35 protein-coding genes and 1 other RNA gene are annotated in these 24,960 nt (G+C 43.9%); 29 read left to right on the plus strand and 7 right to left on the minus strand.

All coding sequences use genetic code 11. The annotated features are described in order from the left end of the window. The first annotated feature begins 25 nt into the window (after positions 1 to 25). From ADM98_RS08430 to ADM98_RS08445, 4 genes are all read left to right on the plus strand, one after another. Complete coding sequence (locus ADM98_RS08430; RefSeq protein WP_050677057.1) at positions 26 to 448, plus strand: hypothetical protein; 423 nt, start codon at positions 26 to 28, stop codon at positions 446 to 448. A gap of 221 nt (positions 449 to 669) precedes the next feature. After that, positions 670 to 1,350, plus strand: a complete 681-nt coding sequence (locus ADM98_RS08435; RefSeq protein WP_053453086.1) for an ATP-binding cassette domain-containing protein — start codon at positions 670 to 672, stop codon at positions 1,348 to 1,350. Further along, the gene (locus ADM98_RS08440; RefSeq protein WP_053453087.1) at positions 1,347 to 2,165 is read left to right on the plus strand and encodes a hypothetical protein; all 819 of its coding nucleotides are present in this window, start codon (positions 1,347 to 1,349) and stop codon (positions 2,163 to 2,165) included. The genes ADM98_RS08435 and ADM98_RS08440 overlap by 4 nt, the downstream gene beginning before the upstream one ends. Before the next feature lie 12 nt (positions 2,166 to 2,177). Beyond that, entirely contained in the window at positions 2,178 to 3,248 is a 1,071-nt protein-coding gene (locus ADM98_RS08445) for a hypothetical protein (protein ID WP_053453088.1), read from the plus strand. A gap of 100 nt (positions 3,249 to 3,348) precedes the next feature. Here the strand turns inward: ADM98_RS08445 and ADM98_RS08450 are convergent, their stop codons facing one another. From ADM98_RS08450 to ADM98_RS08460, 3 genes are all read right to left on the minus strand, one after another. Beyond that, a complete protein-coding gene (locus tag ADM98_RS08450; protein WP_053453089.1) occupies positions 3,349 to 4,242 on the minus strand; it encodes a hypothetical protein in 894 nt (297 codons plus the stop codon). An 89-nt stretch (positions 4,243 to 4,331) separates the two neighbouring features. Next, positions 4,332 to 4,538: a DUF2922 family protein gene (locus ADM98_RS08455; RefSeq protein WP_035408457.1), complete on the minus strand. Its 207-nt coding sequence runs from the start codon at positions 4,536 to 4,538 to the stop codon at positions 4,332 to 4,334. A gap of 35 nt (positions 4,539 to 4,573) precedes the next feature. Then, positions 4,574 to 4,801, minus strand: a complete 228-nt coding sequence (locus ADM98_RS08460) for a DUF1659 domain-containing protein (protein ID WP_053453090.1) — start codon at positions 4,799 to 4,801, stop codon at positions 4,574 to 4,576. 68 nt (positions 4,802 to 4,869) lie between these two features. Here ADM98_RS08460 and ADM98_RS08465 point away from each other — a divergent pair, with 68 nt between their 5' ends. From ADM98_RS08465 to ADM98_RS08480, 4 genes are all read left to right on the plus strand, one after another. Then, positions 4,870 to 5,865, plus strand: a complete 996-nt coding sequence (locus tag ADM98_RS08465) for a potassium channel family protein (protein WP_235504855.1) — start codon at positions 4,870 to 4,872, stop codon at positions 5,863 to 5,865. Positions 5,866 to 5,931: 66 nt separating this feature from the next. After that, on the plus strand, positions 5,932 to 6,627 hold the full coding sequence (locus ADM98_RS08470; protein ID WP_053453092.1) for a hypothetical protein: 696 nt from the start codon (positions 5,932 to 5,934) through the stop codon (positions 6,625 to 6,627). A 59-nt stretch (positions 6,628 to 6,686) separates the two neighbouring features. Then, positions 6,687 to 7,100, plus strand: a complete 414-nt coding sequence (locus tag ADM98_RS08475; RefSeq protein ID WP_023467922.1) for a hypothetical protein — start codon at positions 6,687 to 6,689, stop codon at positions 7,098 to 7,100. Between the two features lie 49 nt (positions 7,101 to 7,149). After that, a complete protein-coding gene (locus tag ADM98_RS08480; RefSeq protein ID WP_053453093.1) occupies positions 7,150 to 8,493 on the plus strand; it encodes a S8 family peptidase in 1,344 nt (447 codons plus the stop codon). A gap of 47 nt (positions 8,494 to 8,540) precedes the next feature. Here ADM98_RS08480 and ADM98_RS08485 read toward each other — a convergent pair whose 3' ends face one another. Continuing rightward, on the minus strand, positions 8,541 to 8,984 hold the full coding sequence (locus tag ADM98_RS08485; RefSeq protein ID WP_029341396.1) for a hypothetical protein: 444 nt from the start codon (positions 8,982 to 8,984) through the stop codon (positions 8,541 to 8,543). A 134-nt stretch (positions 8,985 to 9,118) separates the two neighbouring features. Between ADM98_RS08485 and rnpB the strand changes: the two genes are divergently transcribed. Both rnpB and ADM98_RS08490 read left to right on the plus strand, forming a co-directional pair. Next, an RNA gene (gene rnpB / locus ADM98_RS17140) (RNase P RNA component class B) lies at positions 9,119 to 9,492 on the plus strand. Between the two features lie 111 nt (positions 9,493 to 9,603). After that, positions 9,604 to 10,749 carry a THUMP domain-containing class I SAM-dependent RNA methyltransferase gene (locus ADM98_RS08490; RefSeq protein WP_053453094.1) on the plus strand — a complete coding sequence of 382 codons (1,146 nt, stop codon included), beginning with the start codon at positions 9,604 to 9,606 and terminating at the stop codon, positions 10,747 to 10,749. A gap of 60 nt (positions 10,750 to 10,809) precedes the next feature. On the opposite strand, the gene ADM98_RS08495 is transcribed toward ADM98_RS08490, so the two are convergent. Continuing rightward, positions 10,810 to 11,139, minus strand: a complete 330-nt coding sequence (locus tag ADM98_RS08495) for a tyrosine-type recombinase/integrase (RefSeq protein WP_053453095.1) — start codon at positions 11,137 to 11,139, stop codon at positions 10,810 to 10,812. 74 nt (positions 11,140 to 11,213) lie between these two features. On the opposite strand from ADM98_RS08495, the gene ADM98_RS08500 reads away from it, so the two are divergent. The 18 genes from ADM98_RS08500 (at position 11,214) to ADM98_RS08580 (ending at position 22,152) form a co-directional block, all read left to right on the plus strand. After that, complete coding sequence (locus ADM98_RS08500; protein ID WP_053453096.1) at positions 11,214 to 11,696, plus strand: hypothetical protein; 483 nt, start codon at positions 11,214 to 11,216, stop codon at positions 11,694 to 11,696. A 63-nt stretch (positions 11,697 to 11,759) separates the two neighbouring features. Further along, positions 11,760 to 11,972: a hypothetical protein gene (locus ADM98_RS08505; protein ID WP_053453097.1), complete on the plus strand. Its 213-nt coding sequence runs from the start codon at positions 11,760 to 11,762 to the stop codon at positions 11,970 to 11,972. A gap of 379 nt (positions 11,973 to 12,351) precedes the next feature. Then, entirely contained in the window at positions 12,352 to 12,987 is a 636-nt protein-coding gene (locus ADM98_RS08510) for a hypothetical protein (RefSeq protein ID WP_053453098.1), read from the plus strand. A gap of 60 nt (positions 12,988 to 13,047) precedes the next feature. After that, entirely contained in the window at positions 13,048 to 13,812 is a 765-nt protein-coding gene (locus ADM98_RS08515; RefSeq protein WP_053453099.1) for a helix-turn-helix domain-containing protein, read from the plus strand. A 341-nt stretch (positions 13,813 to 14,153) separates the two neighbouring features. Beyond that, positions 14,154 to 15,155, plus strand: a complete 1,002-nt coding sequence (locus ADM98_RS08520; RefSeq protein ID WP_053453100.1) for a hypothetical protein — start codon at positions 14,154 to 14,156, stop codon at positions 15,153 to 15,155. Beyond that, on the plus strand, positions 15,148 to 15,765 hold the full coding sequence (locus ADM98_RS08525) for a hypothetical protein (RefSeq protein WP_053453101.1): 618 nt from the start codon (positions 15,148 to 15,150) through the stop codon (positions 15,763 to 15,765). Before ADM98_RS08520 ends, ADM98_RS08525 begins: the two co-directional genes overlap by 8 nt. A 699-nt stretch (positions 15,766 to 16,464) precedes the next feature. Further along, the gene (locus ADM98_RS17730; RefSeq protein WP_053453102.1) at positions 16,465 to 16,845 is read left to right on the plus strand and encodes a phage terminase small subunit-related protein; all 381 of its coding nucleotides are present in this window, start codon (positions 16,465 to 16,467) and stop codon (positions 16,843 to 16,845) included. A gap of 137 nt (positions 16,846 to 16,982) precedes the next feature. Next, a complete protein-coding gene (locus ADM98_RS08535) occupies positions 16,983 to 17,207 on the plus strand; it encodes a hypothetical protein (RefSeq protein ID WP_053453103.1) in 225 nt (74 codons plus the stop codon). A gap of 194 nt (positions 17,208 to 17,401) precedes the next feature. Further along, positions 17,402 to 17,563 (plus strand): hypothetical protein, encoded by a 162-nt coding sequence (locus ADM98_RS17555; RefSeq protein ID WP_235504856.1) that lies wholly within the window; start codon positions 17,402 to 17,404, stop codon positions 17,561 to 17,563. Between the two features lie 241 nt (positions 17,564 to 17,804). Next, a complete protein-coding gene (locus tag ADM98_RS17560) occupies positions 17,805 to 18,239 on the plus strand; it encodes a hypothetical protein (protein WP_235504857.1) in 435 nt (144 codons plus the stop codon). 278 nt (positions 18,240 to 18,517) lie between these two features. Next, the gene (locus ADM98_RS08545; protein ID WP_158408688.1) at positions 18,518 to 18,946 is read left to right on the plus strand and encodes an SRPBCC domain-containing protein; all 429 of its coding nucleotides are present in this window, start codon (positions 18,518 to 18,520) and stop codon (positions 18,944 to 18,946) included. A 232-nt stretch (positions 18,947 to 19,178) separates the two neighbouring features. Further along, a complete protein-coding gene (locus ADM98_RS08550; protein ID WP_053453104.1) occupies positions 19,179 to 19,547 on the plus strand; it encodes a hypothetical protein in 369 nt (122 codons plus the stop codon). Positions 19,548 to 19,667: 120 nt separating this feature from the next. After that, on the plus strand, positions 19,668 to 19,958 hold the full coding sequence (locus tag ADM98_RS08555) for a hypothetical protein (protein WP_053453105.1): 291 nt from the start codon (positions 19,668 to 19,670) through the stop codon (positions 19,956 to 19,958). Positions 19,959 to 19,983: 25 nt separating this feature from the next. Beyond that, a complete protein-coding gene (locus ADM98_RS08560) occupies positions 19,984 to 20,484 on the plus strand; it encodes a GNAT family N-acetyltransferase (RefSeq protein ID WP_053453106.1) in 501 nt (166 codons plus the stop codon). Positions 20,485 to 20,503: 19 nt separating this feature from the next. Beyond that, positions 20,504 to 20,728, plus strand: a complete 225-nt coding sequence (locus ADM98_RS08565) for a hypothetical protein (protein WP_053453107.1) — start codon at positions 20,504 to 20,506, stop codon at positions 20,726 to 20,728. A 53-nt stretch (positions 20,729 to 20,781) separates the two neighbouring features. After that, the gene (locus ADM98_RS08570; RefSeq protein WP_235504858.1) at positions 20,782 to 21,021 is read left to right on the plus strand and encodes a hypothetical protein; all 240 of its coding nucleotides are present in this window, start codon (positions 20,782 to 20,784) and stop codon (positions 21,019 to 21,021) included. A 73-nt stretch (positions 21,022 to 21,094) separates the two neighbouring features. After that, positions 21,095 to 21,571: a glutathione peroxidase gene (locus ADM98_RS08575; protein ID WP_053453109.1), complete on the plus strand. Its 477-nt coding sequence runs from the start codon at positions 21,095 to 21,097 to the stop codon at positions 21,569 to 21,571. Between the two features lie 89 nt (positions 21,572 to 21,660). Further along, positions 21,661 to 22,152 (plus strand): GNAT family N-acetyltransferase, encoded by a 492-nt coding sequence (locus tag ADM98_RS08580; RefSeq protein WP_235504859.1) that lies wholly within the window; start codon positions 21,661 to 21,663, stop codon positions 22,150 to 22,152. A gap of 84 nt (positions 22,153 to 22,236) precedes the next feature. Here ADM98_RS08580 and ADM98_RS08585 read toward each other — a convergent pair whose 3' ends face one another. Both ADM98_RS08585 and ADM98_RS08590 read right to left on the minus strand, forming a co-directional pair. Continuing rightward, a complete protein-coding gene (locus tag ADM98_RS08585; protein ID WP_053453111.1) occupies positions 22,237 to 22,698 on the minus strand; it encodes a hypothetical protein in 462 nt (153 codons plus the stop codon). A 3-nt stretch (positions 22,699 to 22,701) separates the two neighbouring features. Next, complete coding sequence (locus ADM98_RS08590; protein ID WP_053453112.1) at positions 22,702 to 23,613, minus strand: EamA family transporter; 912 nt, start codon at positions 23,611 to 23,613, stop codon at positions 22,702 to 22,704. Positions 23,614 to 23,762: 149 nt separating this feature from the next. Between ADM98_RS08590 and ADM98_RS08595 the strand changes: the two genes are divergently transcribed. Next, positions 23,763 to 24,716, plus strand: coding sequence for an SMI1/KNR4 family protein (locus ADM98_RS08595; RefSeq protein WP_235504860.1), 954 nt, complete (start codon positions 23,763 to 23,765; stop codon positions 24,714 to 24,716). Positions 24,717 to 24,960 lie beyond the last annotated feature (244 nt).

The following is a 24,960-nucleotide window of genomic DNA, read 5'->3' on the forward strand; positions in this document are numbered from 1 at the left end:
ACATCAAAAGGAGATGGATAAAACCATGCGAACGATCACTTCCACTGGCGAGCGAAAGAAGACGAGTTGGACATTGAATATCGGCAATCAGCCACATTTAATGATGGATGGTGTGACAGAACAAACGCTTGATGCCGAACAACGTGTTGTCTACGACGAATTTTTAATTCCGACGACGGACACTTTGATTCATCGATTCAAAGCCCGCTTCCCGAACCATCTCTGCGAGAACGGGTATGATGTGTATGGTGCTGCCGCTTTTGACGAACAGGTCGTCGAACTGATCTCGAATTGGTTCATCGAGCTGGTCACCGTCTTAACAGCGATGCAGCGGACGAAAGGCATTCAGCATGTACAGATTGAAGGCGGTGTCGCAAAACGGACCGACTTCTTACCGACTGTGCGTCGGACATGCCGGGCACTGGAGTCAACGATTGATATTTATTGAGTCACCAGTCACGTTTTCAGAGGGGACGTCCATCAGGGCGTCCTCTCTTTTTTTAGATAATCGAACAGAGAGAGTCAGACGTCGTAGTCCGGCTCTTTTTTCATTTTCTGGATAACATCAGGAAAAAACAGGTTGACGACCGACTGTATGGCATGTACCATACAGTTAACAGATGTACTATTGTCTTAATACAATGGTTGTAATCAAGGAGGTTGAGCCGGATGCTTGAAGTAAAAGGGTTACAGAAGCGATACGGACGAAAAAAGCTGGTCTTACATGACGTGACGTTCTCCGTCGGTCTAAACGAAGTGACATGTCTGATTGGCTTGAACGGGGAGGGGAAGTCGACGATCTTAAAAGCAATTCTAGGATTAATTCCGGTGGATGCCGGAACGGTGACAGTCGATGGTAAAACGTCGCGCGACCAGATCGCGTTTGTCCCTGATCTTCAGACGATGCCAAGCTATATGACGATTGGACAAGCGCTCGCATATATGGCGGATCATTATCCAGATTGGAATCCGATGACGGCAGAACGTTTGCTACAGACGTTCCAACTGTTTACGACGGATAAAATGGCAAATCTATCAAAAGGAAACAAAGCGAAATTTAATCTCGTCTTAGGGTTTGCCCTTGATCGACCGTACATATTACTCGACGAACCGCTCGCGGGAATCGATCTCTTCATGAAGGAGCAGATTGCCTGGATTTTCTCAAGTGAGTTCATGGAAGGGCGGAGCATCCTGATGACGACGCACGAAATCGCTGAAGTCGAGCAGGTGATTGACCGAGTATTGTTCTTACGGGACGGGAAGATCGTCGAAGTCAATGAGACGGATGAGTTACGCGGCCGTCATCATCAATCGGTCCAGGACCGGATGCGGGAGGTATATCAAGGATGAAACGCTGGTTGTTATTAACGAATGAAGAACTGAAGCGGAGTACAAAATTACTAATATTGTTGATTTCAGGGTTGATTATCGCGGAAATCGCATCACTGCTGTATCAAATTTACGATTATCAGCACTCGGTTGAGGCAACGATGCGAATTGAACAGATATCAGAAATGGACGCAATTGCACGGGCAGGCGGTGCATTGACCTTCGCACAAGCAACAGGCTTTTACGATTCAATCATTGTATTAGCGATGGGAATGATCCTCTTATTCGCGTTCTGGATTTGGTATCGCGATTGGATGGGCGAGACGAAATACATTTACAGACTACTATTGTTACCGGGTTCACGCCGGGCGATTTTTGCATCGAAACTGACGTCCGTTCTTCTCGTCGTCGCTAGTCTGATCGGGATTCAATGGATCTTGTTGTTGTTTAGTCGTACTCTCTACTTATGGTTGTTACCGGATGCTCAACAGGTCACAGCCAGTATCAACGAATACTCCTTCTACATGAAGCTGTTCTACACGATGTACCCAACTGACATTTTGTTCATCTTACTGATGACATTCATCGTCATCTCGTTCGTCTTCATGACAGTATTGCTTGAGCGATCGTTCCGAAAGGGGAAAGCGTTCTTGATCGTCGGATTACATGGAATCGCGCTGATTGGTGGTTATATCATTTTAGGCATAGCATTGTCAGCTATTTCGAGCAATCTGAGTCAATTGCACATGCAATTTTATTTTGGATACGTTGTGTTCTTCACGTTATATGTGTCGTACAAAAATCTGCGGTTAGTCCAGACGCGTCTATCCGTCTAAAGGAGAAATTTCATGAAACGATATCGTCAACTTTTGATCTATGGATTGATCATTCTCATGACAATTGGAAGCTACATTGGCTATACGCTGTCGATCCAAGGCGCAGACTTGTCCCTCGAGACCGTCAGTGGAAAACCTTCGCAAATTGAAAATTTTAATTTACGTTTACAGACGAAAGGGATGCGTTCGACAATTTATGATGTCAACGCCAAGGGAGACATCGAAAAACAGTCAAATTCTTACGTTGGACAACTATTCCGTGAAGATAAAATAACGGATTTACCAGACAAATATTATAAATTCACGACGCAAATGGAAACGAATGTAAGCGGAGATGAACAATCGGAGTATGCGATTCAAATCAAACACAATAAACTACAATTTAAGATGTTTACGTTTAAGACGGAGGAAACATTTGAGAAAACATTTCAGTATGATACAAAATTTGAGACAGGGATTGACTTACAAGCAAGTGTCGTCGATAAACAGGCGATGAAGGTATATATCCAACTGGATCGCGTTGATCGTCCGATGGAAACAAAACTCCTTGTGCTCGATTTAGCAGGCGACCGCATCGAAGAAATCGTTCTTCAAAAACCTGTAGCGTCAAAACACTCTCGACACTTTTTAGCGATTCATCAGAATGAGGTCATCTATACGGAACAACAGTCTGACAGCGAAGATGAAAATGTCAAGCAGTCCTATTTCCTCGATGATGGCAAAAACGTTCAGTCCATCAAGGAATTAAATCAGCAAAAAATCGGATATCTCCCCTATGCGAACGGTCGTTACTTAATCGGATTGCGTCTACCGGAAGGGGAGACAAAACGAATCGAATGGTCGATGTTCGATTTGGAAACGAAGCAATTATCTGAGCATAGCGTAAATAGTCCGCTTGTTTTGAAAAAAATTGATTGGTTAGATTCGACGGACGAGATGCAGCTTTATCTTTCATCTGAGACAAATGATGGATTCCAAGTGTCCGTGATCGATCTGAAGAATGAACAACTGATGTATCAAGGAGAAATCAAGGATGCGAATCGCAAAAAAGGAACGAATATCTACGATTTTGCGATTCAATGATCAACGAATAAAGAACGCTTCGCACCGGAAAAAGTTATCCGGTCCGAAACGTTCTTTTTTTAGATTTGACTAGGAATCGATCCATCAGAAGGCGAAAGCATCAAGACGTGAAATTTTTCTCTGCTGCTTTACAGGCTCGCAATAAGGCATCCTTGAAGAAACGATCTTCCTGCGAAGCGAGTTGTTGTGTCGCTTCCTCGTCTCCCCGAAGTGAGCGGGCGAGCATCTGAATGACCTTGACCCAGCGACGGACGTGATCGAGTTGTGGGCGACCCATCGCGACGTACACCGTGAACCAATCGTTCTGGTCACGACGAATCATCCGTTGGAACAATGATTTCGCGAGATCGACTTCTTCGGTCGTCGGTAGTTCGTTCGTTTCGAAATAGTTACGTAACGCTTCGACAGCAGTCGCGTAAGCTGCTTTGATGTCTTCTGACGGCTGGTGTTTACCGTAATCAGATGTCGACAGATGAAGTAAAGCAGGTTTCTTCTCGACACCAGTGATCCAGGCAGGGATCGTCTTATTGCCTTTATAGGCTTGACGATTCGCGACTGGGAGCTTCGCTGTGACATTACCGACTTTCCCGATCAAGGTCACTTTATTATTGCGATCTTGGATTTCGGTCACTTTCATCTCAACTGTATCGCCCATTTCATGGGGAATGGCTTTCGGCTGAAGTTTTTCTCCTGCCGAGAGTGGCGAACGCTTGCGAATCATCCGGAGTGCTTCCTGTTCAATCCGGTCGTCAAGCGACCACAGGTGTTCTGGTGGAACGTTACGGAACCGGCGACGTCGAACCTTGATGTATTGGTCAAGCGCGTCAGCAGCTTGCTCCCGCGTCGATTCGCCACGTGCGACGGGGCCGATGATGTCTCGCAGCGTAATGGATTCGAGACGTTCCATGATGCCTTCGAACGGGATGAGCTCCATTACGTAGAGACTACAGACGACGAGTTCGCATTCGCGAGGAGTGAGTGGGCGTTTGGCCATAAATTGACTTCCTTTCAGCTGGTTGATGTTTCTAGTATACCAAAAAAAAGCCATCGTCACGTAATCCCGTGACGATGGCTTGAAAAAGCTTACAAGACAAATGGCGATTCTGAACTGTTTTGCAATTCAGCGGAGGCGAGGCGTGTGACGCCGTTCATGAACGGGTCATGGGCGACGAACAAATCTCCGATTGCTTTGATCTCAGCAACGGTCGCATTCTCCTTCGCGCCAGCGATGCGTAAGCGATACGGCTTTTTCGTCACCGTATCAAAAGTCAGAACGATCGTATGTTCCATCAATGGTCACTCCTTTCATAAATGTAGAGGATGGGTTATGCCTTCAGTAATGCGTAGTCACGGCTGATTTCCGTCAGCGCGTAGCGTCCTTCAATCAAATTACCGACCGCTTGACCAATCGAAGCGACGACATCTGCTGGAAGATTCGAACGTAAGCCGTTGTAGCGGCGACGAGCGACGACGGCATCGCCGTTTGCTGTCACTTTGTCTTTTCGTTCGAAGACGATGACGAGACTCGTTTTGATCTCCTCTGCTTGTGTCATGTGTATCACCTCCTTCGCCCTTATTGACAGGGCAAGAGACCGGATTGTTCGAAAGGAATGAAAAAAACATGGTCTGGTTACGTTTTTTACGAAAAGTCTCGTTTCTACGCATGCGGACGCTTGGTTATGCGTCGCTGATTTTCGTCTTCGGTGTTGCAGGGATCATGTATGCTTTAGAACCGGAAACATTCGGATCCTACTTCCGTGCCGTTTACTGGACGATGACGACCGTCGTCACGGTCGGATACGGAGACTTCTTTCCGAATTCCGATATCGGTCGGATTCTGACGATCTTCGTCTTCATCTTCGGAATCGGGATCGTCGGTGGATTAATCTCGAAACTGGTCGATGGTGTCCAGTTGATTCGTAATCAAAAGGAAAGAGGGTTGTTGCAAGTGAAGGAAACAGGACATACAGTCGTCTTCGGATACAGTCGTCGTTCGAAGCACGTCATCGAGTCATTACTCGAACATACGGATGTCGTCTTAGTCGATGATTTAGAGCGTGAGCCATTCAGTCACCCCCGGTTTCATTACGTCTGTGGTGACCCAGCACTGACGTCGACGCTTGAGCGAGCACACATCGAAAAAGCGGTTCGCGCGATCGTCCTCGCGGATCACTCGATTCCACCGGTGCATGCGGATGGACGGACACTCTTGATCGCTTCAAGTATCGAGCGAGCGAATCCGAACATTTATACGATTGTTGAGATGATGCTCGAAGAACACCTTGACAGTTTCGAACAGGTCAAGGTCGATGAAGTCTTGCTCGGTGACGAGACGATTGCCCGGATGGCGATTCTCGCGTCGCATCACCCTGGTGTGACGAAGGTCGTGACGGATTTATTGACGAAGGATGGCGAGGGGATGTTCTCGATTCCGACACGATCCGAGTGGGCAACGTACCGCGATGCTTTCCATGCCTTACTAGAGGAAGGTGTGACGATTTTATCCGACGGAAAGCGCCTTGATTTGAACCAGCGTCTCGATGAAACAATCCCGAAAAACGGTACGTTGATTGTTTTGTGTTCGGAAGAAACGGCCAAACGAATCGGTGCGATTTAGGAAGGGAAGGATTTAACTAATCTTTTTTCGGGTATAGTAAACAAATTTACTAAACGGAGGAAAAAGATGATGACACAACCACAACCAGAATGGATTCAAGAATTATTCGAGACGGTCGATCAAGGGGAAATTAAAAATGCCCCAAAATTACTCTATATGGCATTGACACTTGAACCAAGTTATTTTACAAAAGCAGTTAGTCGATTCAATCAACGATTAGAAGTCGAACCATTAACGGACGTTTCGGAATTAATGACAGTTTACCGTCAATTCTTCCTTTCAGCGAATCCATCAGAGGAATATTGGTCGCTCGCTTGGAACGAACTCATCCAGACCTTACAACATATGATTGATCGACCAGAAGCCCAGCAATTACTTAAAGAACATGTCGATTTACTCGATTGGTGGTCGAGTGAAACACTGCTGTCACTACCAAGTTGGTTAACGATTCTTGACGTCGCAGAGCGGATCAACGCACTTGATCAATTTAGCAGTTATCTTCCAGATATTTTCGAGAGCTATGCGCTTGAGACAGCAAAGGATGAACCATTTGCTCGTCTTGCCTGGTACGCACTTGCGAGTAATCAGCAAGAGTTGCTTGTCCCTTACAGAGACCGGATTGAAGCTGGTGCATCAAAAGAAATCCAGTCCTTACATCAACCTGATCTAATCGATCAAATTGAAACGACACGGGTCATTATGTTAAAGTCGAAAGAGAACGAGCCGATTGAATTAACATTTGATCGAAAATGGACATTATAAATTATCGAAGAAAAAATGACACCTAGAAGCCGCACGAATCCAATCCGAGGGGTGTAGGGATGATTCACGTCAATTTACCAAGTGGTGACTATGTCGTGTTAGTAGAAATAAATCGTGAAGTGCTGCTGTGTCATTCGATTGAAGAAGCGGAACAGGCACAACGCGACCGGTATGAACTGGTCGGACGGATGAGCGAACGCTTGCCGGCAGAAGTAATCGGACCCTCGATTGCGGACTTTGTCCGTTTTTCGACCGGGTTCATCGGCGAAGAAGTGACGTGGCATGAAGAAGAGGAAGCGTTCTTTTGTCAACAGTTCGAGACATTCGACGGTTCCCCGTTAGGTGAAGACCTGACGGGCATCGATGCAACGCGTTGGCGTGCGGTCCTTGCACGCTATTATGCTTACGTGACGATCGGAAAGATCATTCCTTTTGAAGTCAGCGAAGAACCGGACGGTACGGTTCCGCTTTAGTCCAGACAGTTTTTTGGTCGGCGCGTAAACAGAGAAGGGCAGGGTTCCCATGAAAAAACAACTTGCACTACTCACGCTAGCGGCAATCGTCGCCATGCCAACGTCTGCCTTTGCGCAGTCTCAATATGTACAATACGATCCAACCTTTACGGAACAACAAAAACAAGACTGGCTAGCGAAGGAAGGACTCACAGAAATCCGTCCACTCAAACAAAAAGGCTTCTCGCTTGTCGAACCACTTGCACATCTAGAAGAGCAAGACATTGACGCAGATTTGATTCCTGTCACGGATGTCAAGAAAGCGACCGATTCTGCCCAGTTCCAACAAACGTATCTCGATCAGTCACGGATCCCGACTTACTGGAAGTACAGCCGTGGGAAAGCAGATATTCGTGTCGCGATCATCGATGACGCGATTGATACGAAACACCGCGAGTTCAAGGACGTCATCTATAAGACGACGACGATCTCGGGCATTCGGAAACCAGACGATCACGGAACACATGTCGCGGGTATCGTCGGCGCACGCGAAGATGGTAAAGGAATCGTTGGTGTTGCATCCGGTGTCAAATTGATCGGAGCTGATGTATTTGATGGTGATTTTGCCGCATCGATCGATATCGGTGACGGGATTCTATACGCGATTGCACAAGGTGCTGATGTCATCAATCTGTCGCTCGGACAGTATGAGTTTGATCCCTATATGGAAGAAGCAATCAAAAAAGCAGAAGCGAAGAACATTTTGGTTGTTGGAGCGGCGGGGAATGATGGACGTAATAAAGTGCTTTTCCCAGGTTCGATGAGTCAAGTCGTTGCCGTTGGGGCGGTTGGTACGCTTGGTCGTGCTTCAACATTTTCGAACTATGGAAAAGGACTTAATATCATGGCGCCCGGTGAAGGGATTTACTCGACGATTGTTGGGAATAAGTATGGCTATCTCGACGGAACGTCGATGGCAACACCGGTTGTTAGTGGGGTATTGGCGCTAGCAAAATCAAAAAATCCATTCGTTTCAAATGAAGCGATGCGCAGTAAGCTATACGCTGCTGCGACGAAAAAAACAGGTGATACAAGTTCACATTACGGAGTCGGTCGTTTGAATGCGGGAATGTTAGCGACGCTCCCAGCGCCGATTTCTAAAGTATCCCTTCCGTCAACAGTCAAATCGAATCAACTATTCGCGTTTTATTTTGACGAATATTCGAATGCGAAGACGACGACCCGTCTGTATAAAGACGGTAAAGTCATGAAAACGTTCACCCAGTCGAAATTAAAAAACGGGACGTATAAGTTTACGTATCAATTGAAACAAAAAGGTTCGTATAAACTCGTTTTCAAGACGAGTGGCGGACGCCATACGCGGACGGTCGAACGGCTGCTGACAGTGAAATAAAAAAAGCGCCACTCACATAGTGAGAAGCGCCGTACGAGACCCGGAGATTACTTCGGGTCTTTTCCTTTTTTATAGACGGGCGTCGGAGGCGTCAATGCCTCTCCGGTCCACGTGATCATCGCTTCCATCTTGTATCCTGTGTCATCTTCATGGACGAACGACAGACGACTGGAATCGATCAATTGATATAAACCATAAGCGACCTGGTCAGCCCAAGAGCGTAACGTCATTGCTTCATCATACAACGGGATTTGCTCAGGGAAACGTTCATTCATAAGCAAGATATCGTGTTGATCGAAATGATAGCTACGTTTTGAGAGTGCATCGGGCGCCTTGACGTTAAACGGCTCGAACGCGTGGATGAGCTCTCCTTGACGATAGAAGGCGAAGATGCCGTTTCGCAGATGAAGTGCCTTGATCTCGTCGATCTCAATCAAGAACGTCAACTTGCGAACCGTTCGCCGGTTCGTACCAGAGCGTCGTTTTTTCATACTGCATGCCCCCTTCTGAACTCTTGTACTATACCGTGAAATGAGGCAGGCACGCAACTTTTTCGTTTATAAATCGAGAATTGCCTCTTGCAGGAAAGCAGCATCTACGCTACACTCATAAGCAGTGACTATGTTGGTTCGGACAATCGCGGGGCATTTCGGTGCTTTGAGGAAAGTCCATGCTCGCACAGCCTGCGATGGCTGTAGTGATCGTGCTACACAAAAAGATAAGTGTAGGCAGCGTCAAGCTGACGGCAGAAGGAACGCCTAAGTCTTCGGATAGGGCCGAAACTTCTTGAAGGTGCCACAGTGACGGAGCTTCATGGGAAACCATGAAGGTGGAACGAGGTAAACCCCACGAGCGAGAAACCCAAATTTGGTAGGGGAATTTCCGGAGCGGAACTGAACGCGAAGGAGAGCGTATGCAAATACGGAGATAGATGATTGTCGCCTGCGTGTGAGGGTCAAACCGTTTGGAACACTAAGGAACAGAACATGGCTTACAGGACCACATAGGCTGTTATTTTTAAGTTGAACGAGAGTCCAGGTCCACCCTGGGCTCTTTTTTTATTGCAATGAAACGATACAGTGGAAGAAAAGATAAAGGAGTGAACGCAATATGGCAAAACGCTTAGTCATCGCGACAGCGGCGATGGGAATCGAAGCGCTCGTCGCAAAAGAAGTCCGTGCGTTAGGATATGAATGTACGGTCGAAGATGGAAAGGTCTACATCGATTGTGAGATGGAGGACATTCCGCGTTTGAACATGTGGCTTCGGACAGCGGACCGGATCAAACTCGTCGTTGCCGAGTTCCGCGCGACGACATTCGAAAAATTGTTCGATCAAGTCAAGGCACTACCGTGGCACGAATTGATGCCGTGGGATGCGAACTTCATCGTCAACGGTCGTTCAGTCAAGTCGAAGCTCTTCTCGATCCGTGATTGTCAAAAAATCACCGAGAAAGCGATCGTCTCGCACATGCAAGAACAGTACAACAAAGGGGCAGAATGGTTGCCGAAGACAGGCGCAAGCTATCCGATCGAAGTTGCTTTGTTAAAAGATATCGCTACATTAACGATCGATACGTCAGGCGACGCACTGCACAAACGTGGATACCGTGAATTCCACTCAGCCGCTCCACTGAAAGAAACGATGGCAGCAGCGATGCTGATGCTGACGAACTGGAAGCCAGACATGCCGCTTTACGACGTCTTCACCGGTTCAGGTACGCTGGCAATCGAAGCGGCGATGATCGGACGGAATATCGCACCAGGCATCAACCGTGAGTTCGTCTCGCAGGAATGGAAATGTATTCCGAAGAAGGCGTGGTTTGATGCAATCAAGGAAGCGAACGATAAAGCGGAGTGGGACAAACCGTTGAAGATCTACGCAAGCGATGTCGATTCAGAAATGGTCAAGCTCGCGAAAACGAATGCAGAACTCGCAGACGTCCGCGATGCGATTAACGTCATGCAACGCGACGCAGCCGACTTCAAACCGAAGGAAGACTTCGGTGTCATCATCGGGAACCCGCCGTATGGGGAACGTCTTGAGGACGCACGTGAAGTGCATCAGCTGTACCGCAAGATTGGAACGGCGTATAAAGAATTCCCATACTACAGTGTCTATATGATCACATCGTATGTTGAGTTCGAAAAAGCGTACGGTCGCCCAGCGACGAAACGCCGGAAGCTCTATAACGGGAATATTGAAGTTCAGTTTTATCAATATTATGGTTTGCGTCGGAAAAGACCGCAGTCTTAAGCCATTTCTAGCGCCTACACAAATCTTATTGCACAGTTGGTGTGATGATCGGTGCTTTTCTCACGAACCGCTCTGTTGAGCGGTTTTTTTGCGTTTTAAAAGCTGTTCGAATTGTTTCGCCGTATCCGATTGTAAAGTGTGCAATACGTGAGCATAGGTGTCCATCGTCAAAGTTGCGTCCGCATGACCCAGTCTTTCCTGGATAACCTTCGCGTGGACACCGATTTCCATCAAGAGTGAAGCATGCGTATGACGAAGACCGTGCAATGTAATCTTCGGGAGTGCAGCGGTCTTGAACGTCTCGATGTGACGCCGACGTAGCCCTGAATGCCATAGGTAGGCGCCCGATACACCCAGGCAGACCAAGTCCTCTTCATTTCGCCACCCCATACGCAAACTATCGTAGCGTTGTTCGATACGAACCGCTACTCATCCACATTAAAGATCCAGAAACGGTCACGGTCATGAGCAAACTCAACAATGATCAGAATCGGAATCACTACATCCAAGCTAGTGCCTACGTCCCGTCCTTCCGATTCGACTCGTACTACGATCCGGAAGACATCAACATCAAGCTCCAGTCGGTCTTCGTCCCGAACAAGGATCAAGCATTGATTCTGAAAATGGTCGGCAACCTTAAGGAAGACAATGTCCGAGGTGTTGGAGACGACGGTATCTCTCAAGCGGTGTCAATGAAAACGGGTGTCGCGACCGTCGCAGACGTCAAGGTCGTCAATCCAGTGACGCTCGCACCATACCGGACGTTCATCGAAGTCGATCAGCCGGAAAGCAAGTTCGTTCTACAGATGCAAAACGGTCCACGTGTCGCCTTGTTCGAAGCAGACGGTGGTGCTTGGAAGAACGAAGCCATCCAGAATATCGAAGATTACCTGATGGAAGCTTTGGCTGAATACAACGAAGCAGAAAAACTCACAATCATCGTCTAAACAGGCGAACGACGGAGACGCCGAGCGGAATGCCCGGCATTACTTCGGCCGTAGGAGGCAACCATGACACCGCCCGAAACCTTATTCATCTTCACATCGATCCTGATCATCGGGATTCTCAGCGTCGCGTTTATCGGCGGTAAACTTTCGCAACGTTCAAAACCGAAAGCGGAACAAGATGATCAGCGCGTGTTCGAAGAGACCTTCTCCCGATTGAGACGAGACACGGAAGCGCGACGAGCGGACATCCAGCATTCGTTTGAGGATCAGCATTAACGAACAACTTACCTCATCAAGGTGCATTCCTCGCAGACGCGTACCATTCAACCAAGAACAACAGTAGTCATTCAGAAGGAGGACGAGACAGACGGGACACATCCAGCTGATGGAGAACATGAAACATAATACCTGCATCGAACGCGTAGAGAAACGCGTACACGTCACACGAGAGGAGCCGATGAAGCGCTATTTCTAACATATGTTTAGGGAAAAAGATATACGTAGAGTTTTTAATAGGTTTAATTAATGAACGATTAAATTTTTAAAGTGTTGCTTTTTGTAACACTATAGATTATATTACGGTATATGAGGTCGACAATATTTTGATCATGTTGTCTGCACTATACACTTTTTAACAGAATGGAGTGCATTAGTTATGGAAAACGTTGTGAATGGATCATCTTCGGAGAATCAAAATTTGAACGGGAAGGTAGGTGTGTTTCATATGTCAAATTGGGATCTGAGTAAGAAAGTAAATTCGTTTTATATAGAAGAGGTACTGAGTAATGTAAGTCAGATTTTGATTGTACCTGTGGGGAGCCTAAATTTTGAACGAACAGTAGCTTTTGGAAATGGAAATTCACCGTTTCCAAAAGGTTTACACGAAGGAATTCCAAATGAAATTTTGGAAAATGTAAGTGGAAATATCAATACAAATGATGACCGATTTTACGGTTGTAAGAATCGTAAGACTAATCGAAATGAAAAATGTTATCTCAAACTTACTAAGGATACATTAATAGTGTTCCAATCAAAAGGAAAAGTAGTTGGTCTTGCGAATATTCGAGACAAATTTGTAAGTGAAACTTTAGCTGAATGGGCATGGGATGATGGAGAGTACAAATTCATTTATACTTTAGAAAATTATGTTTCTACTGACTTGCCAATCATCGATTTAACCGCTAGTATCTATTCGAAAGGATCAGTTGTTCAAAATATGCGACGCATATGGAAAAAAGAACAGGTAACTAAGGTTCTTGAATACTTAAGTAGAAATTTAAACGGCAAGTGATAATATATTTAGTCGAGGGAACTGTTGGTTCTCTCGGCTAAATAGTTTTGGAGGAGAAATATGGAATCTATGACTTTTTTGAAAATATTAATGTTAAGAAGAGATATGTCTACAAAAGAACTAGCAGAAGGGTTAGGCATAAGCACCGTAAAAGCTAAAGAATGGATTGATGGTGAACGGGCGATACCTATTCAGAGAATGGATTCATTAAGAAAATTATTGAAAATCGATAACGCTGATTTATTATCTGAAAAGATGAAATTACCGACTGAAGAAGAACTTGGTTTGATAAACAGCAAATTTAATATAAAAAAAGTTGAAACCTATAAAAGTAAAAAAATTATATTACAGCCTGTTGGAACTACACTAATAAATTTTAATAAAAGTATTTTAAACGCTAAAGGAGAATCACCGACGTTCGGAAAAAAATTTGTGACAAGATTTTTAAAAGAGTCAGAATATAATGATCAAAGTGCAGACATTGACCTCTCAATTTGGGGAGTAAAGGATGGGAAAAATTTAATAACCTTAAACCGTTTTCATAGAATATCGTCAGGGGATTTAGTTGTATTTTACTTTGCTCAAAAACTTATTGCATATGGCGAAGTTATTCATAAAACAGAAGATGAGGAATTTGCTGAGAGCGTTTGGGGAGATTCTGAGTACAAAAATCTGATTTTGTTAAATTCAGTTAAATCAATTGATGTGGAATTTAAAAAAGTTGCAAAAGAACTCTACGGAAAAGCGAGTAATTCTTTGCAAAGTATGCGAATTTTAGATGAAGAGAAATCAAAAAAGATATCGAAATATTTAGATATTAAATAAAACTATATAACTGTTAAAAAAATTATCTATAATCGGTTAAACTAAAAAATATTTGAAAATAAAAAAGCGTGATACATTTTTTATTTTAAGGTAGAAATATTCGTTTAAGACACCTTGAACGAATAAGGCGTCTTTTTTGTGTATAAAAATTACATTTATGTTATTTATATGCACACATCGTGCATGTACGAATTTTTATTAAACCAAAAATACAAGTTTCTTCTAAAAAATGACGAAACTTGTCGAAATATATTCCCAATTTTTATAAAAGTAAAAATGATTTTGAGATAACACTCGTTTATCCTAAAATTAAAACAATTAGAAAAATGAGGGGATTATATATGAGTAAAATCTATTTTTTGAAGTTTAATATTAATGAGAAAATACACTCTATACGTAGTGGGGAAGCAAATTTAAAAAAATACCTAAAGAAAATAGTCAGTGGTATAAATGATAAAACAGTGATTTATTATGACGAGGAAAAGAATGAAGTTATAGAATATCTAAGTATGAAAAATATCTTAAAAAAAGATAAAGACCTCATGGACATTAGTTCAGATCAAAGTGTTGAAGAACCAGATGAAGATTGTTCCTATTATAAATTTATGTCTCTAGACCACACTCAAAAAAATGGAGACGAAATTATTAGTGGTCGAGTAGTACGTATATATGGAGATGACTGGAACAGATTTTTTTTAGATGATACCGGAAAAGAATCTTTAAGTGATCACCACACTCCAGATAAAACTGTTTATGTAACATTTTCTTTTAACGTGACAAAAGAAATAATTGGATTTTCTCCTGAATTACATTTTTCAAAAGAAAAATTTATGACTATTTTTAAACTTTTAATAGAAAAAACAATTCCACAAATTGGAGGAATTGAATTAATACTTTTGATAGATTCAAGAATGTTATTATCTAAATTTAAGAAAATAGATATTCTTACTAATTTTAGTGTAGATTTTATTCCTCCAAATGGATCTAAAAATGAAGTTTCAGATATTATAGGCGGTTTATATCCGTATGTAGAAGAATCTAATGCAACAAAAGCGACAATTGAATTAAAAGCTCCTAAGAAAGATCCGATTGATAAATCTTCAAAATTGGTTGAAGGAATGCTTAAAATGGCCAAGTTTGCATATGCAGTGATCAAGGGTAATGGAACTTCTAAAGATGGAGATGTAATTCAAATAGATACTTCTGATAATAAAGATATTGTACTTTACTCAAACATTCCTAAAAGTTCTAGAGACAACATTTCAGTTTTAAGAGAAGAAACGGAAGAAAAAACTGAATATTATTATAAAATAAAAAGGGAGGAGATAGAAAATAATGAGTAATCAAGAAAAGGAGAAATTCACTCCTTTAGACTTATTAAAGAACTCCGATTTTATCTCCTACTTTAAAAGGACTAAAAAATTTAAAGAGATTTTTGTAAGCCCTGAAGCTTTTTACTCTTATGCATTTTCCGGTATAGTCTCGGCTTTATTAGTATGGATGTTTAAAATTGATCCTAAAAAATTTATAGATTTTGCTAATGATTTTGTAGGTGTTCTTATTGGTGGATATTTTGGATTGTTAGGATTTATTATTGGTGCGGTCGCAATTATTTTGGGGTTGATTAACAATTTAATGATTAATAACATGCAAAAAATAGATAAATTTAGTAGCTTTATCAATCTGTGCTTTATGTATGCGTTTACTGCTTTACAAAATCTTTGGGTAATTGCTGAATTGATTTTAATTAAAATAATAGTAAATATTCCTTTAGAACTAATTACTGATTTAAAAAGTACTAAAGAAATAGTTGCTACGTTTTTTATATTTTTTATATTAGTTCACTTGCCTACATTTAATTTAATTTATGCCACTTATTTAGTTAAAGTAAGCTTAGAATTGTTGTTCATTAAGTATCTAGTAGAAGAAAGATTTAAAAAGCCACAAGAGTAAGGAAATTTATATGGTATAACGAGACGAAAGTTTAATTTTTCTTTAAGATATGTGTATTACTCACATACCAGCGCCTTATAACAGATAGGGCGCTTTTTGTATGCAGAAATTTCCGGATGATTGAATTTGACCTCCCTTAGTCAGCCTAGCGGTCGATTCCATGTTATTCCCCCAGATACTTGCAATCATCGATCTTATCCGGATGTTTGTACATATAAGAAGTGGTTGCATGAAACGCGAACCATACATGATGCACTGGAAAGTGAATCCACGTCGTAAGGATTAACGCACAGGAACCGTCACGCAGATTCCTCAAAGTGATTGGCTGAAGTATCTCTGGAAACAGATAACCAAACGCATGAAGTGATTCGTTTCTTCCAATCAGTGTACGAATCCATAAACGCATTTAAGGTTTAACGACCAATTAATCTACCACATGGAATTGCGTGCGCTGATTGGAAGATGGCGGAAGATTGGAGACAATCTCCGAAAGATGGTACTCAAGGCTCTAATAGTGGATTCCCCTCAGTACTGCTATACGGCACGCTATGAGCTGAACACGTCTTGGGATGTGCATGTGGTCTTATCGTATCAGGAACGAAGCGTCAGACGCATCGAATGATGAGAGAGCGGCATAAGTGAGGTCGTCGGTCGTCCTAAAAAACAACACAATCCAGTAATTAGGAAAGCGTTGGGAGCGTGGCGAGACCAAAAGACCACCGGCGGGATGAGGCTCGCGAGAAGTGGCGCATCGCCATCAAGCAGGATCCGACATATAAATTAGTCGATCTGGCGAAGGAGATGGATGTCTCCCCGAGCGCGATTCGCAATTGGAAATCGACGGACCGCTGGGATGATGAAGAAACGAATAGTAAAGGGAGCGCTCCTAAACGACGTAAGAGTGGCGCACCAAAGGGGAACAAGAACGCTGACGGCAACTGGGGCGGTGCTCCGGTAGGGAATAAGAAGGCACTACTCCATAGTCTGTTCCGTCAATACATACCGGATTCATCCTTGAGATCATGCGTTGTACGGCGGAACGGAATCCTGCTGATCTACTCTGGGATCAGATTCAGCTAATGCATGCGAATATTATCAGTTCCTTGAATATCATGTATGTCAACGACGCCAACGACATGTCGAAAGAGTTGAGCGCAAGTGGGGAATCGAAGGACGGGTGTGAAATCCGTTTCGCCTAAGAGAAACAAGCGACGTTCATGTCTTCCCTTGCTACTGCGATGGGACGGCTCGACGCGATGATCCGCTCCTATGAGAAGTTGACCAAAGGGGACGAGGAACGCGTCCTGAAGCTAGAGAAACTGAAGCTCGAAGTCGAACAGTTGAAGAATGCGGATACGAGTGACGAGACGACGATTGACTGGAAAGACGGTGTCCTTGCAGCTGCCGAACGACGTTGCGAGCAACAGGTGGAAACGCCATGAAGTAGACGAAGCCGTATAACGTACTCGCTAGTGTCATCGACGTCTACTGGGACGATCCCGCGGCATTCGCGGAAAACATTCTCGGTTTTTATCCGGACGAATGGCAGCGTGGCGTACGCGACGATCTATCGAAGAAGAACAGGGTCAGCGTCCGCTCCGGACAGGGAGTAAGCAAGACGGGGCTTGAAGCCGTCTTGACTCTCTGGTACCTGACATGCCGACCAAATCCGAAAGTCATCGCGACCGCACCGACGAAGGATCAACTGTTCACCGTCCTCTGGGCAGACATTTCCAATTGGATGGAGAAATCCGAACTGTTGAAGTGGCTGCTGAAGTGGACGAGAAGAAAATCTTGATGCGTGGAAATCCGACTCGAACGAGTGAAGTCTTTTTTGATCCCAATAACCGCAACAAACACCACTGGAGTATGCAAGACCAGCCTATTCGCGCACATCACGAGACACGATCGAGATGCTGAAGCAGAAGTATAACGAAGACTCGGACGTCTAATGTTTCCGCGCTCTAAGAGATTTCCCGAAATCGGAGGCAGACGCCTATATCCCGTTCGAATTCACGAATCATGCTATCAGTGTCACCGTGACACCCGTCAAATACGCAGATATCCATATCGGGATCGACGTCGCCCGGTACGGGGATGATGAGACCATCATGTATGCCCGTGTCGGTGGTGGTGTCACGGATGGGATCGACGAATATATTGATATCCATAACATGCTGAAGTTCGAAGTCCACGGTATCAACAACGGATCGAGAGCGGATGACTCGGATATCTACGATAAGCTCGGCGATCAGTTGTGGGGTTACCTACGCGATTTACTCGATACGAACTTCAGACGCCGAATGCTAGGAGAAAAACCGACTATCGAATTGCTTGAAGACGACAAGCTCGTCTCACAGTTGAAGACACGGAAGTATCGGGTCCTCAGCAAAGGCGTCATCAAGGTCGAACATAAGGACAAAATGAAGAAGCGCGGACTGGCATCACCTGACCGCGCGGACGCCCTCGCCTAGTGTTTTAGTGAGCCAGAGGATGAAAGCCTTTAAAAGTTCAAAGAGACGATGTCGAGCGGTATTTTAAAATTTATTTTCTACTTTCATTATGAATAAGGTACAAAGTTCCTGAATAAACAATTCATCGGACCCGTCCCCTTAGTTCTTTAAAACTATTTCTATAAATAAGTAGGGATATTAGACTAGTCTATCGAAAGTTATCTTTAGAAAAAATCTAATGAGATTAAATTCTTTGAAAAAGACTTTAAAGTGGAGGGAACATGTTGGATAATTTTTTAATGATATCGTCAACGATCTCAGCTCCGATCGAGACCGTATGGCGTCTGTGGACAGAACCGCAGCACATGATGCAATGGTATCGATCGTCGAATGGCTGGTATACGACTCATGTCGAGAACGAATTAATGGAACAGGGACATTTTAAAAGTCGAATGCAACGCGAAGGAAGTCCGACGTATGTCGAATATTTGGGTACGTATCAGGAAGTCTCGCCCTTAGAGCATTTGCGTTATCAATTAGAGGATGGGCGACTTGTTGAAGTCATGTTCATTCCGTTACGCCATCGAACGAAAGTGATTGAAATTTTTGAAGACGATCAGGTAAATGACCCGGATGCACAACGCGCTTCGTGGCAAAGTATTCTGGATCGTTTTACGACGTATGTCGAAGCAGGAAACTATACTCTTGTTGATCAGTTGAATCCATAAGACTTTTAATAAGAGAAATAGATCGTTTTGCATATTAAATCCCTTCTTACATGGACTTTAGTCTAAGAAGGGATTTTTGTGAGTAAAAAATAGAAAGTCATGCTGTTTAGTTTGTAAAAAGATAAAAAATTAAACTATATTTTTTAATAATTGTTAAATGATGTTATTTAAAGTATAATATAAACATTTTTTTGAGGGAGAATGATATGATGGGAAAAAAGGAGGTCGAATTATGATTAGAAAAGTATTGCTCGTGTTTTTAGCAATGTGCTCCGCAGTGGCACAATTATTCATCGTATCAAAAAATGCTGTAGGAGATCATGTCACTTCGCTAGAGGAGCCTGTAGCCTTTCGTATTTCAGTGATCATGACCATCGTATTGTTCTTACCACCGCTCATTTTGTCGTTCTTTAATCATTCACTAATAAATATCATCAATGTGGTCTATCAATCTTTTATTGTTCTAACATTTATCGGATTGATGCCAATTGGCTTCATGATTCCAAATGGAATGATGACAACATTATTTTCGTTCATTGGGACGATTTTAAGTGTTTTTAGCATCTGGACTATTTATAAATACCTCTCATCACGCACTTAATGGATGGTACCAAAAATTTATGAGTGAAGTAGCATGAGGCATACATAATCTTGAAAAGTGTTCAAAACAAACGTTATTACACAACGAACTAACTATGTATTCCTTTGGAGGAAATGAAAAATGTGGATCATTCTTGGATTAATGGCAATTGGATTTACCGCACTGAACATCATCTTCTATCTGATTGGTAAGGAGTTTTGTTTCCTGATGGTGCTCGGACTGAGTTTTACGGCATTGACACTTTGCGCAGAATACCGCCTCGTCGCAGAATTCGTGGCACGGGAGGATTGGGCAGCGCTACAAGACGTCGTACCGGGAATAGAGCGGGCGCTGTGGGTGTTGACGTTCATCTCGATCGGATTGAATGTATTGCCGCTACTGTTAGACTACCGAAAAAATCGATCGCGTTGACGAATCGAAGAGGAGCTGAATCACGATGAGCTATACCTTTTCACCGCTGACGCAACGACAGGCGGAACAGATTGCTTACGAGTGGCAGTATGATGGTCCGTTTGCATTCTATGATATGCCGAACGACGAGGACGACTTAGCCGAATTTCTCAACCCAGAGGAGCGGACCGAGCATTACTTCGCTGTATTGAATAAGGAAGAATTGATTGGCTACTATGTATTCGAACCAAACGCAGAAGTTGTTGACGTTGGGCTTGGCATGCGACCGGACTTGACGGGGCAAGGGAATGGAATGGCATTTTTAGATGCCGGTCTTGCGTTTGTAATGGATCATTATGCACCAAAACAAATCGAATTAGCCGTCGCGACCTTCAACGAGCGGGCGATTCGTTTGTACACGAAAAGTGGCTTCGAGCCAGTCGAACGATTCCAACAGGCGACGAACGGCGGAAGTTATGAATTTATGAAGATGCGTCTACAACCAATCTACACGACGAAACCTTTTCCTGGATCATTAAGTAGATAAAAGAAAAGGAGATGATGTCATGGCACGATGCAAGAATTGTCAGTACAAGTTCAAAACTAAAGAACTACTTGCCGTCAGTGTTACGATACATGGGAAAGGCAAACCATGTCCGAACTGTGGCGTGAAACAATACATGTCCCGGAAGTCACAATTTTACCTATCACTCGGGAATATCAGTCTCTTGTTTGTCCTGTTCTTGCCTTTTCTGATTCGATTGAGCGACCGGGAAGAATCCATGCGGTAAGCTGTCGGTTACCTTCAATTTCACGAAACTTTTTCCTGGATCAACCAGTAGATATGGAAGAAGGAGATGATCAGATGGTGCGTTGTACGAATTGCCAATACAAGTTCAAAACAAAAGAAGTGCTTGCTGTCGGATTTTCGAAACATGGTAAAGCCTGTCCGAACTGCGGCGTGAAGCAATACATTTCGAAAGACTCACAACATTACTTATCGCTCGGATACGTCAGCCTCTTATTCGTCTTGATTCTACCGTTCGTCATCAAACTGAGCGACAAAGAAGAGACGATTTGGTAAAGCATTACGCGCATGCCTGAAAACGACAGGTGGCGTGTTTTGTCTTATACTCGGGGCAAAGGAGCTGGGATGCATGCAAACTGTATACGATGCAACTGTACAAAATGCAGAGGGAGAGACTGTTTCACTACGTGACTACGCTGGGCGTATCCTCGTGATTGTCAACACGGCGAGTAAATGTGGGCTCGTCAAACAACTTGGCGAACTGCAGGCATTGTACGATCAATATGAGAAACGAGGAGTCACGGTGCTTGGCTTTCCGTGTGATCAATTCAATCAGCAGGAGTTCGCGAGTCAGGAAGAGACGATGCAGTTCTGTCAGCTGAACTATGGTGTGACGTTTCCGATGTTTCAGAAGATTGACGTCAATGGACCGAATGAACATCCGCTTTATACATTCTTAAAACGCGAACGCTCCGGTCTACTGTCGTCAAAGATCAAATGGAACTATACGAAATTTTTAATTGACCGACAAGGACGTGTCGTACAGCGGTTCAGTCCGGTCGATTCCGTCCAGTCGGTTGAGAAAACGTTATCCCTCTATCTATAATCCCTGTAACCGTTCGGTGCGAGTCGTCGGACGGTTACGAATGAATGCGAGAGGTACATATGAAGATCAATTCCGTCTCAATCAGAAAAATGCAACATACTGATTATGAAATCATGTCTCAATGGTTAAGTACAAAAGAAGTGTTAGAGTTCTTTGGAGATGTGAACGCACCATTTACGTTGCAACAAGTGAAAGATAAATACGAACCGAGAGTAAATGGAGAGATCCCTGTCGTTCCCCACATCGTCGAGTTAGATGATAAACCTATTGGTTTCATGCAACGTTATTTGATAGATGACGAACAAAAAGAGTCGTGGGGATATCCCGCGGACTTTATCATATTTGGAATTGACCAGTTTATTGGCTATCCTGAACTTTTTAATAAAGGTGTTGGAACGAAAATGATAAAGTTATTCATTGAAGATATCGCTAGAGATAAGGAAGTCAATCGAATTATTCTAGATCCTGAAATATCAAATTTTAGAGCAATTAGAGCTTACGAAAAATGCGGGTTTCAAAAAGTAAAAAAAATTGATAGCGGTACAAGTTGGTTGATGGAGTATACGATTAATCATCACTAAGATGTTCCTATGGATTTTCATAGAAAAGGCCCTCGAAACGATGGATTGTTTCGAGGGCCTTTTTGCGTATGAGTCATATTCAAGTCATTCAACAATGAGTGAATCAAATGAATACGTAACGATTGCATCACTTCGTTTATGTCCGAGGTCGGTCAGGACCGGTGGACGGGGAGACAAGACATGAAAATCCTGCTCGAATGCGCGGAGCCAGTAATGGACCCAGTCTTTCGCAGAATCGAGCCCCATCAGTTCACGCGCAAACGTCAGTAGTTTCGAGTCGGTCAGCGTCAGGAGCGGAATCGGATTGATCTCGACATCTTCTTTTAGTTCATACAGGTCCGGTGAACGTAGCAGAATTGCATCCGCTTCGAAGGTCAACCGGAAGTAATTGCAACTGTAGTCGCCGACGATGACCATCGTCTCCTCCGTATGTCCGCGAAAATGAAAGATCAATCGGTTTCCATTTGCGACATCAATCGAGAACTGATCAAGTCCGATGTGATAATCCTCGCGAAATTGTAGTTTTTCAAGCGTGATTTCTCGCATGACTTAACCTCCTGTTCGAGTTTGTCGTTCTTCTGTCAAAACGGTTTGGCGTGCTGCTAGGCGGGACGAGCCAATCAATAGAGCGATTCCGAGTAACAATAACGAGATTCCGAACCAAGCTGTGCCACTTAACTGTTCGCCGAGGACGAACACACCGAGCAAAGCGGCCGTCAATGGTTCACCAAGCGAGAGTGTGACGGCAGTCGACGATGGTACGTTCGATAGTCCTTTTGCGAATAACCAGTAAGCTAGTCCGGTCGCGACGACACCGAGATGGAGACTGATTCCAGCCCCTCGTGACGTGACCAACCACGAGAGATCAAATAAGAATAGCAGGGGAGATAGTAGCAGGGCACTTGTCGTAAAGATGACGGCAACGACCGATAGCGGTGCGTGGGTCTTAACGAGATCACGACTAACGAACGTGTACCCGGCAAACGATAGTCCAGCACCAAGTGCAAGAACGATGCCGATTGGATCGATCGCGACCGTCCCTTGATTGTTCAGTAGCAACAGACAACCGGTGATCGATAATCCGGTTGATGCCCACCACAGCAAAGCCGGACGTTTCTTTAAGAAGAGCCACTCGATGCATCTGGAAAAGATCGGTGCGCTACCAATTGCAACAACAGTACCGATGGCGACACCCGTCATCAAAACAGCCGAGAAGAACAAGGGCTGGTAAGCTGCCATGCTGACGGCAGCCAGTAAAATCGTCCGCAGCGGCCAGTCGCGCAATGTCAGCTTTCCTTTTAAGAAGACAAGAAAGAGCAAGAACAGTCCGCCGACGGCAAGACGTACGGCACCAATCGCGATCGGATGTGCATCGTCTGGAGCAAAGGCTTGCGAGGTACCTGTCGTGCCCCAAAAGATTGCAGCGAGTAATATGAGTAACATCGATGATGATTTAGACATGGGTCACCTCGTCATTTTTTTGAATGATATTAGAACGAGAATACCACAGAACAAGTAGTATGGAATACACCAAATAATTGAAAAAATGGTATGTTGTATAGGGTGAAGTCGTATCATTCACGAATGCGAAGAGGAAAAGGATGAGATGTATGAAAGAAATGAACCAAATCGAAGCGATACTTGAAGTCTTAACACAAAAAATCAATCATGGGTCGACCTTCATTCAGCGGCGATACGACACTGGAGTCGCTCAATTCAACCTGAATGATCCAGTGACGGAACAAGCGATTCAGTCGTTTGAAACACAGTTCAACCTAACGTTACCAAGCGAATACAAGACATTTCTTCGTTTACATGACGGAGCGGAATTATTCATGATTCAAGGTCTCGGCATCGAGCTCTATCCGCTTGAAAAAGTCATTGAAATGACGATCCAGGCTAAAGAGGATGACCTGATCCATGAAGACTATGATCACTTTTTAATGATTGGCGAAATGAACGAAGGATTTGTCTTGATTCATACGGAAGATGCGAAGACGGATGAGACACCTTATATGCACTGGATGTTTCATGAGTTGTCGACAGAGGAGACTGACCCAATCGGACAGAACTTCGGCACGTTCCTTGAATATGCAATCATTGCGCAAGGGGATATGTTCTGGGAGTTCAAAGACTTCTCGATTGCAACGAATGATTATTATGTAGAAGACCACAATTCCGAAGAGGAAGTGAGCAAACCACGACCGATTCGCTTCGTCGACTCGGTTCGCGTTGAAATCGAGTACCCGATTGCGAAGCGGGATGCTTATTTCTCGGTTAAGGTTTTTGAAGGAAAGCAAGACAAAGAAAGTCTCGGCGCTAGCTACGACTCGGATTCGCGCTTTGAGAAAGTGGTCCAATCGGTACGGGAATATCTAATGGCGGAGCGTTTCCAATATTCTTCGATTATGGTCTTTCAGACGGAACACCGATTTTGGCAGAACGAAGACGAGACGGATGATCCGTTGATTCGTAACCACAATCCACAACGGCAAGGAATGCGCTTTGATGGATACCGTGCCTTCGTCGAGGAGCCACCACGCCCACTTCCAGGATGGGAATGAATCAGAAATTAAAATAATTTATGCCTCTGGTGAACGACTTCTGTAAAAAATATCTTCAGAACCTCATATAGGTTCCGGTACGAATGATGCTACTAGTAACATGAGACGTACAAGAGTGGTCCCATGGGAAGCTGATTTTTGTCCTTTAGGCAACTAACGGGTGAAAGTCAGCTTTTTATTTATTTTTATTAATGATACTATGCGACGCTGCTCTATCAACTGACATTACTCGTCCCTACGATTG

Origin of the sequence: Exiguobacterium sp. BMC-KP (assembly GCF_001275385.1) — a bacterium.
Lineage (GTDB): Bacteria > Bacillota > Bacilli > Exiguobacteriales > Exiguobacteriaceae > Exiguobacterium_A.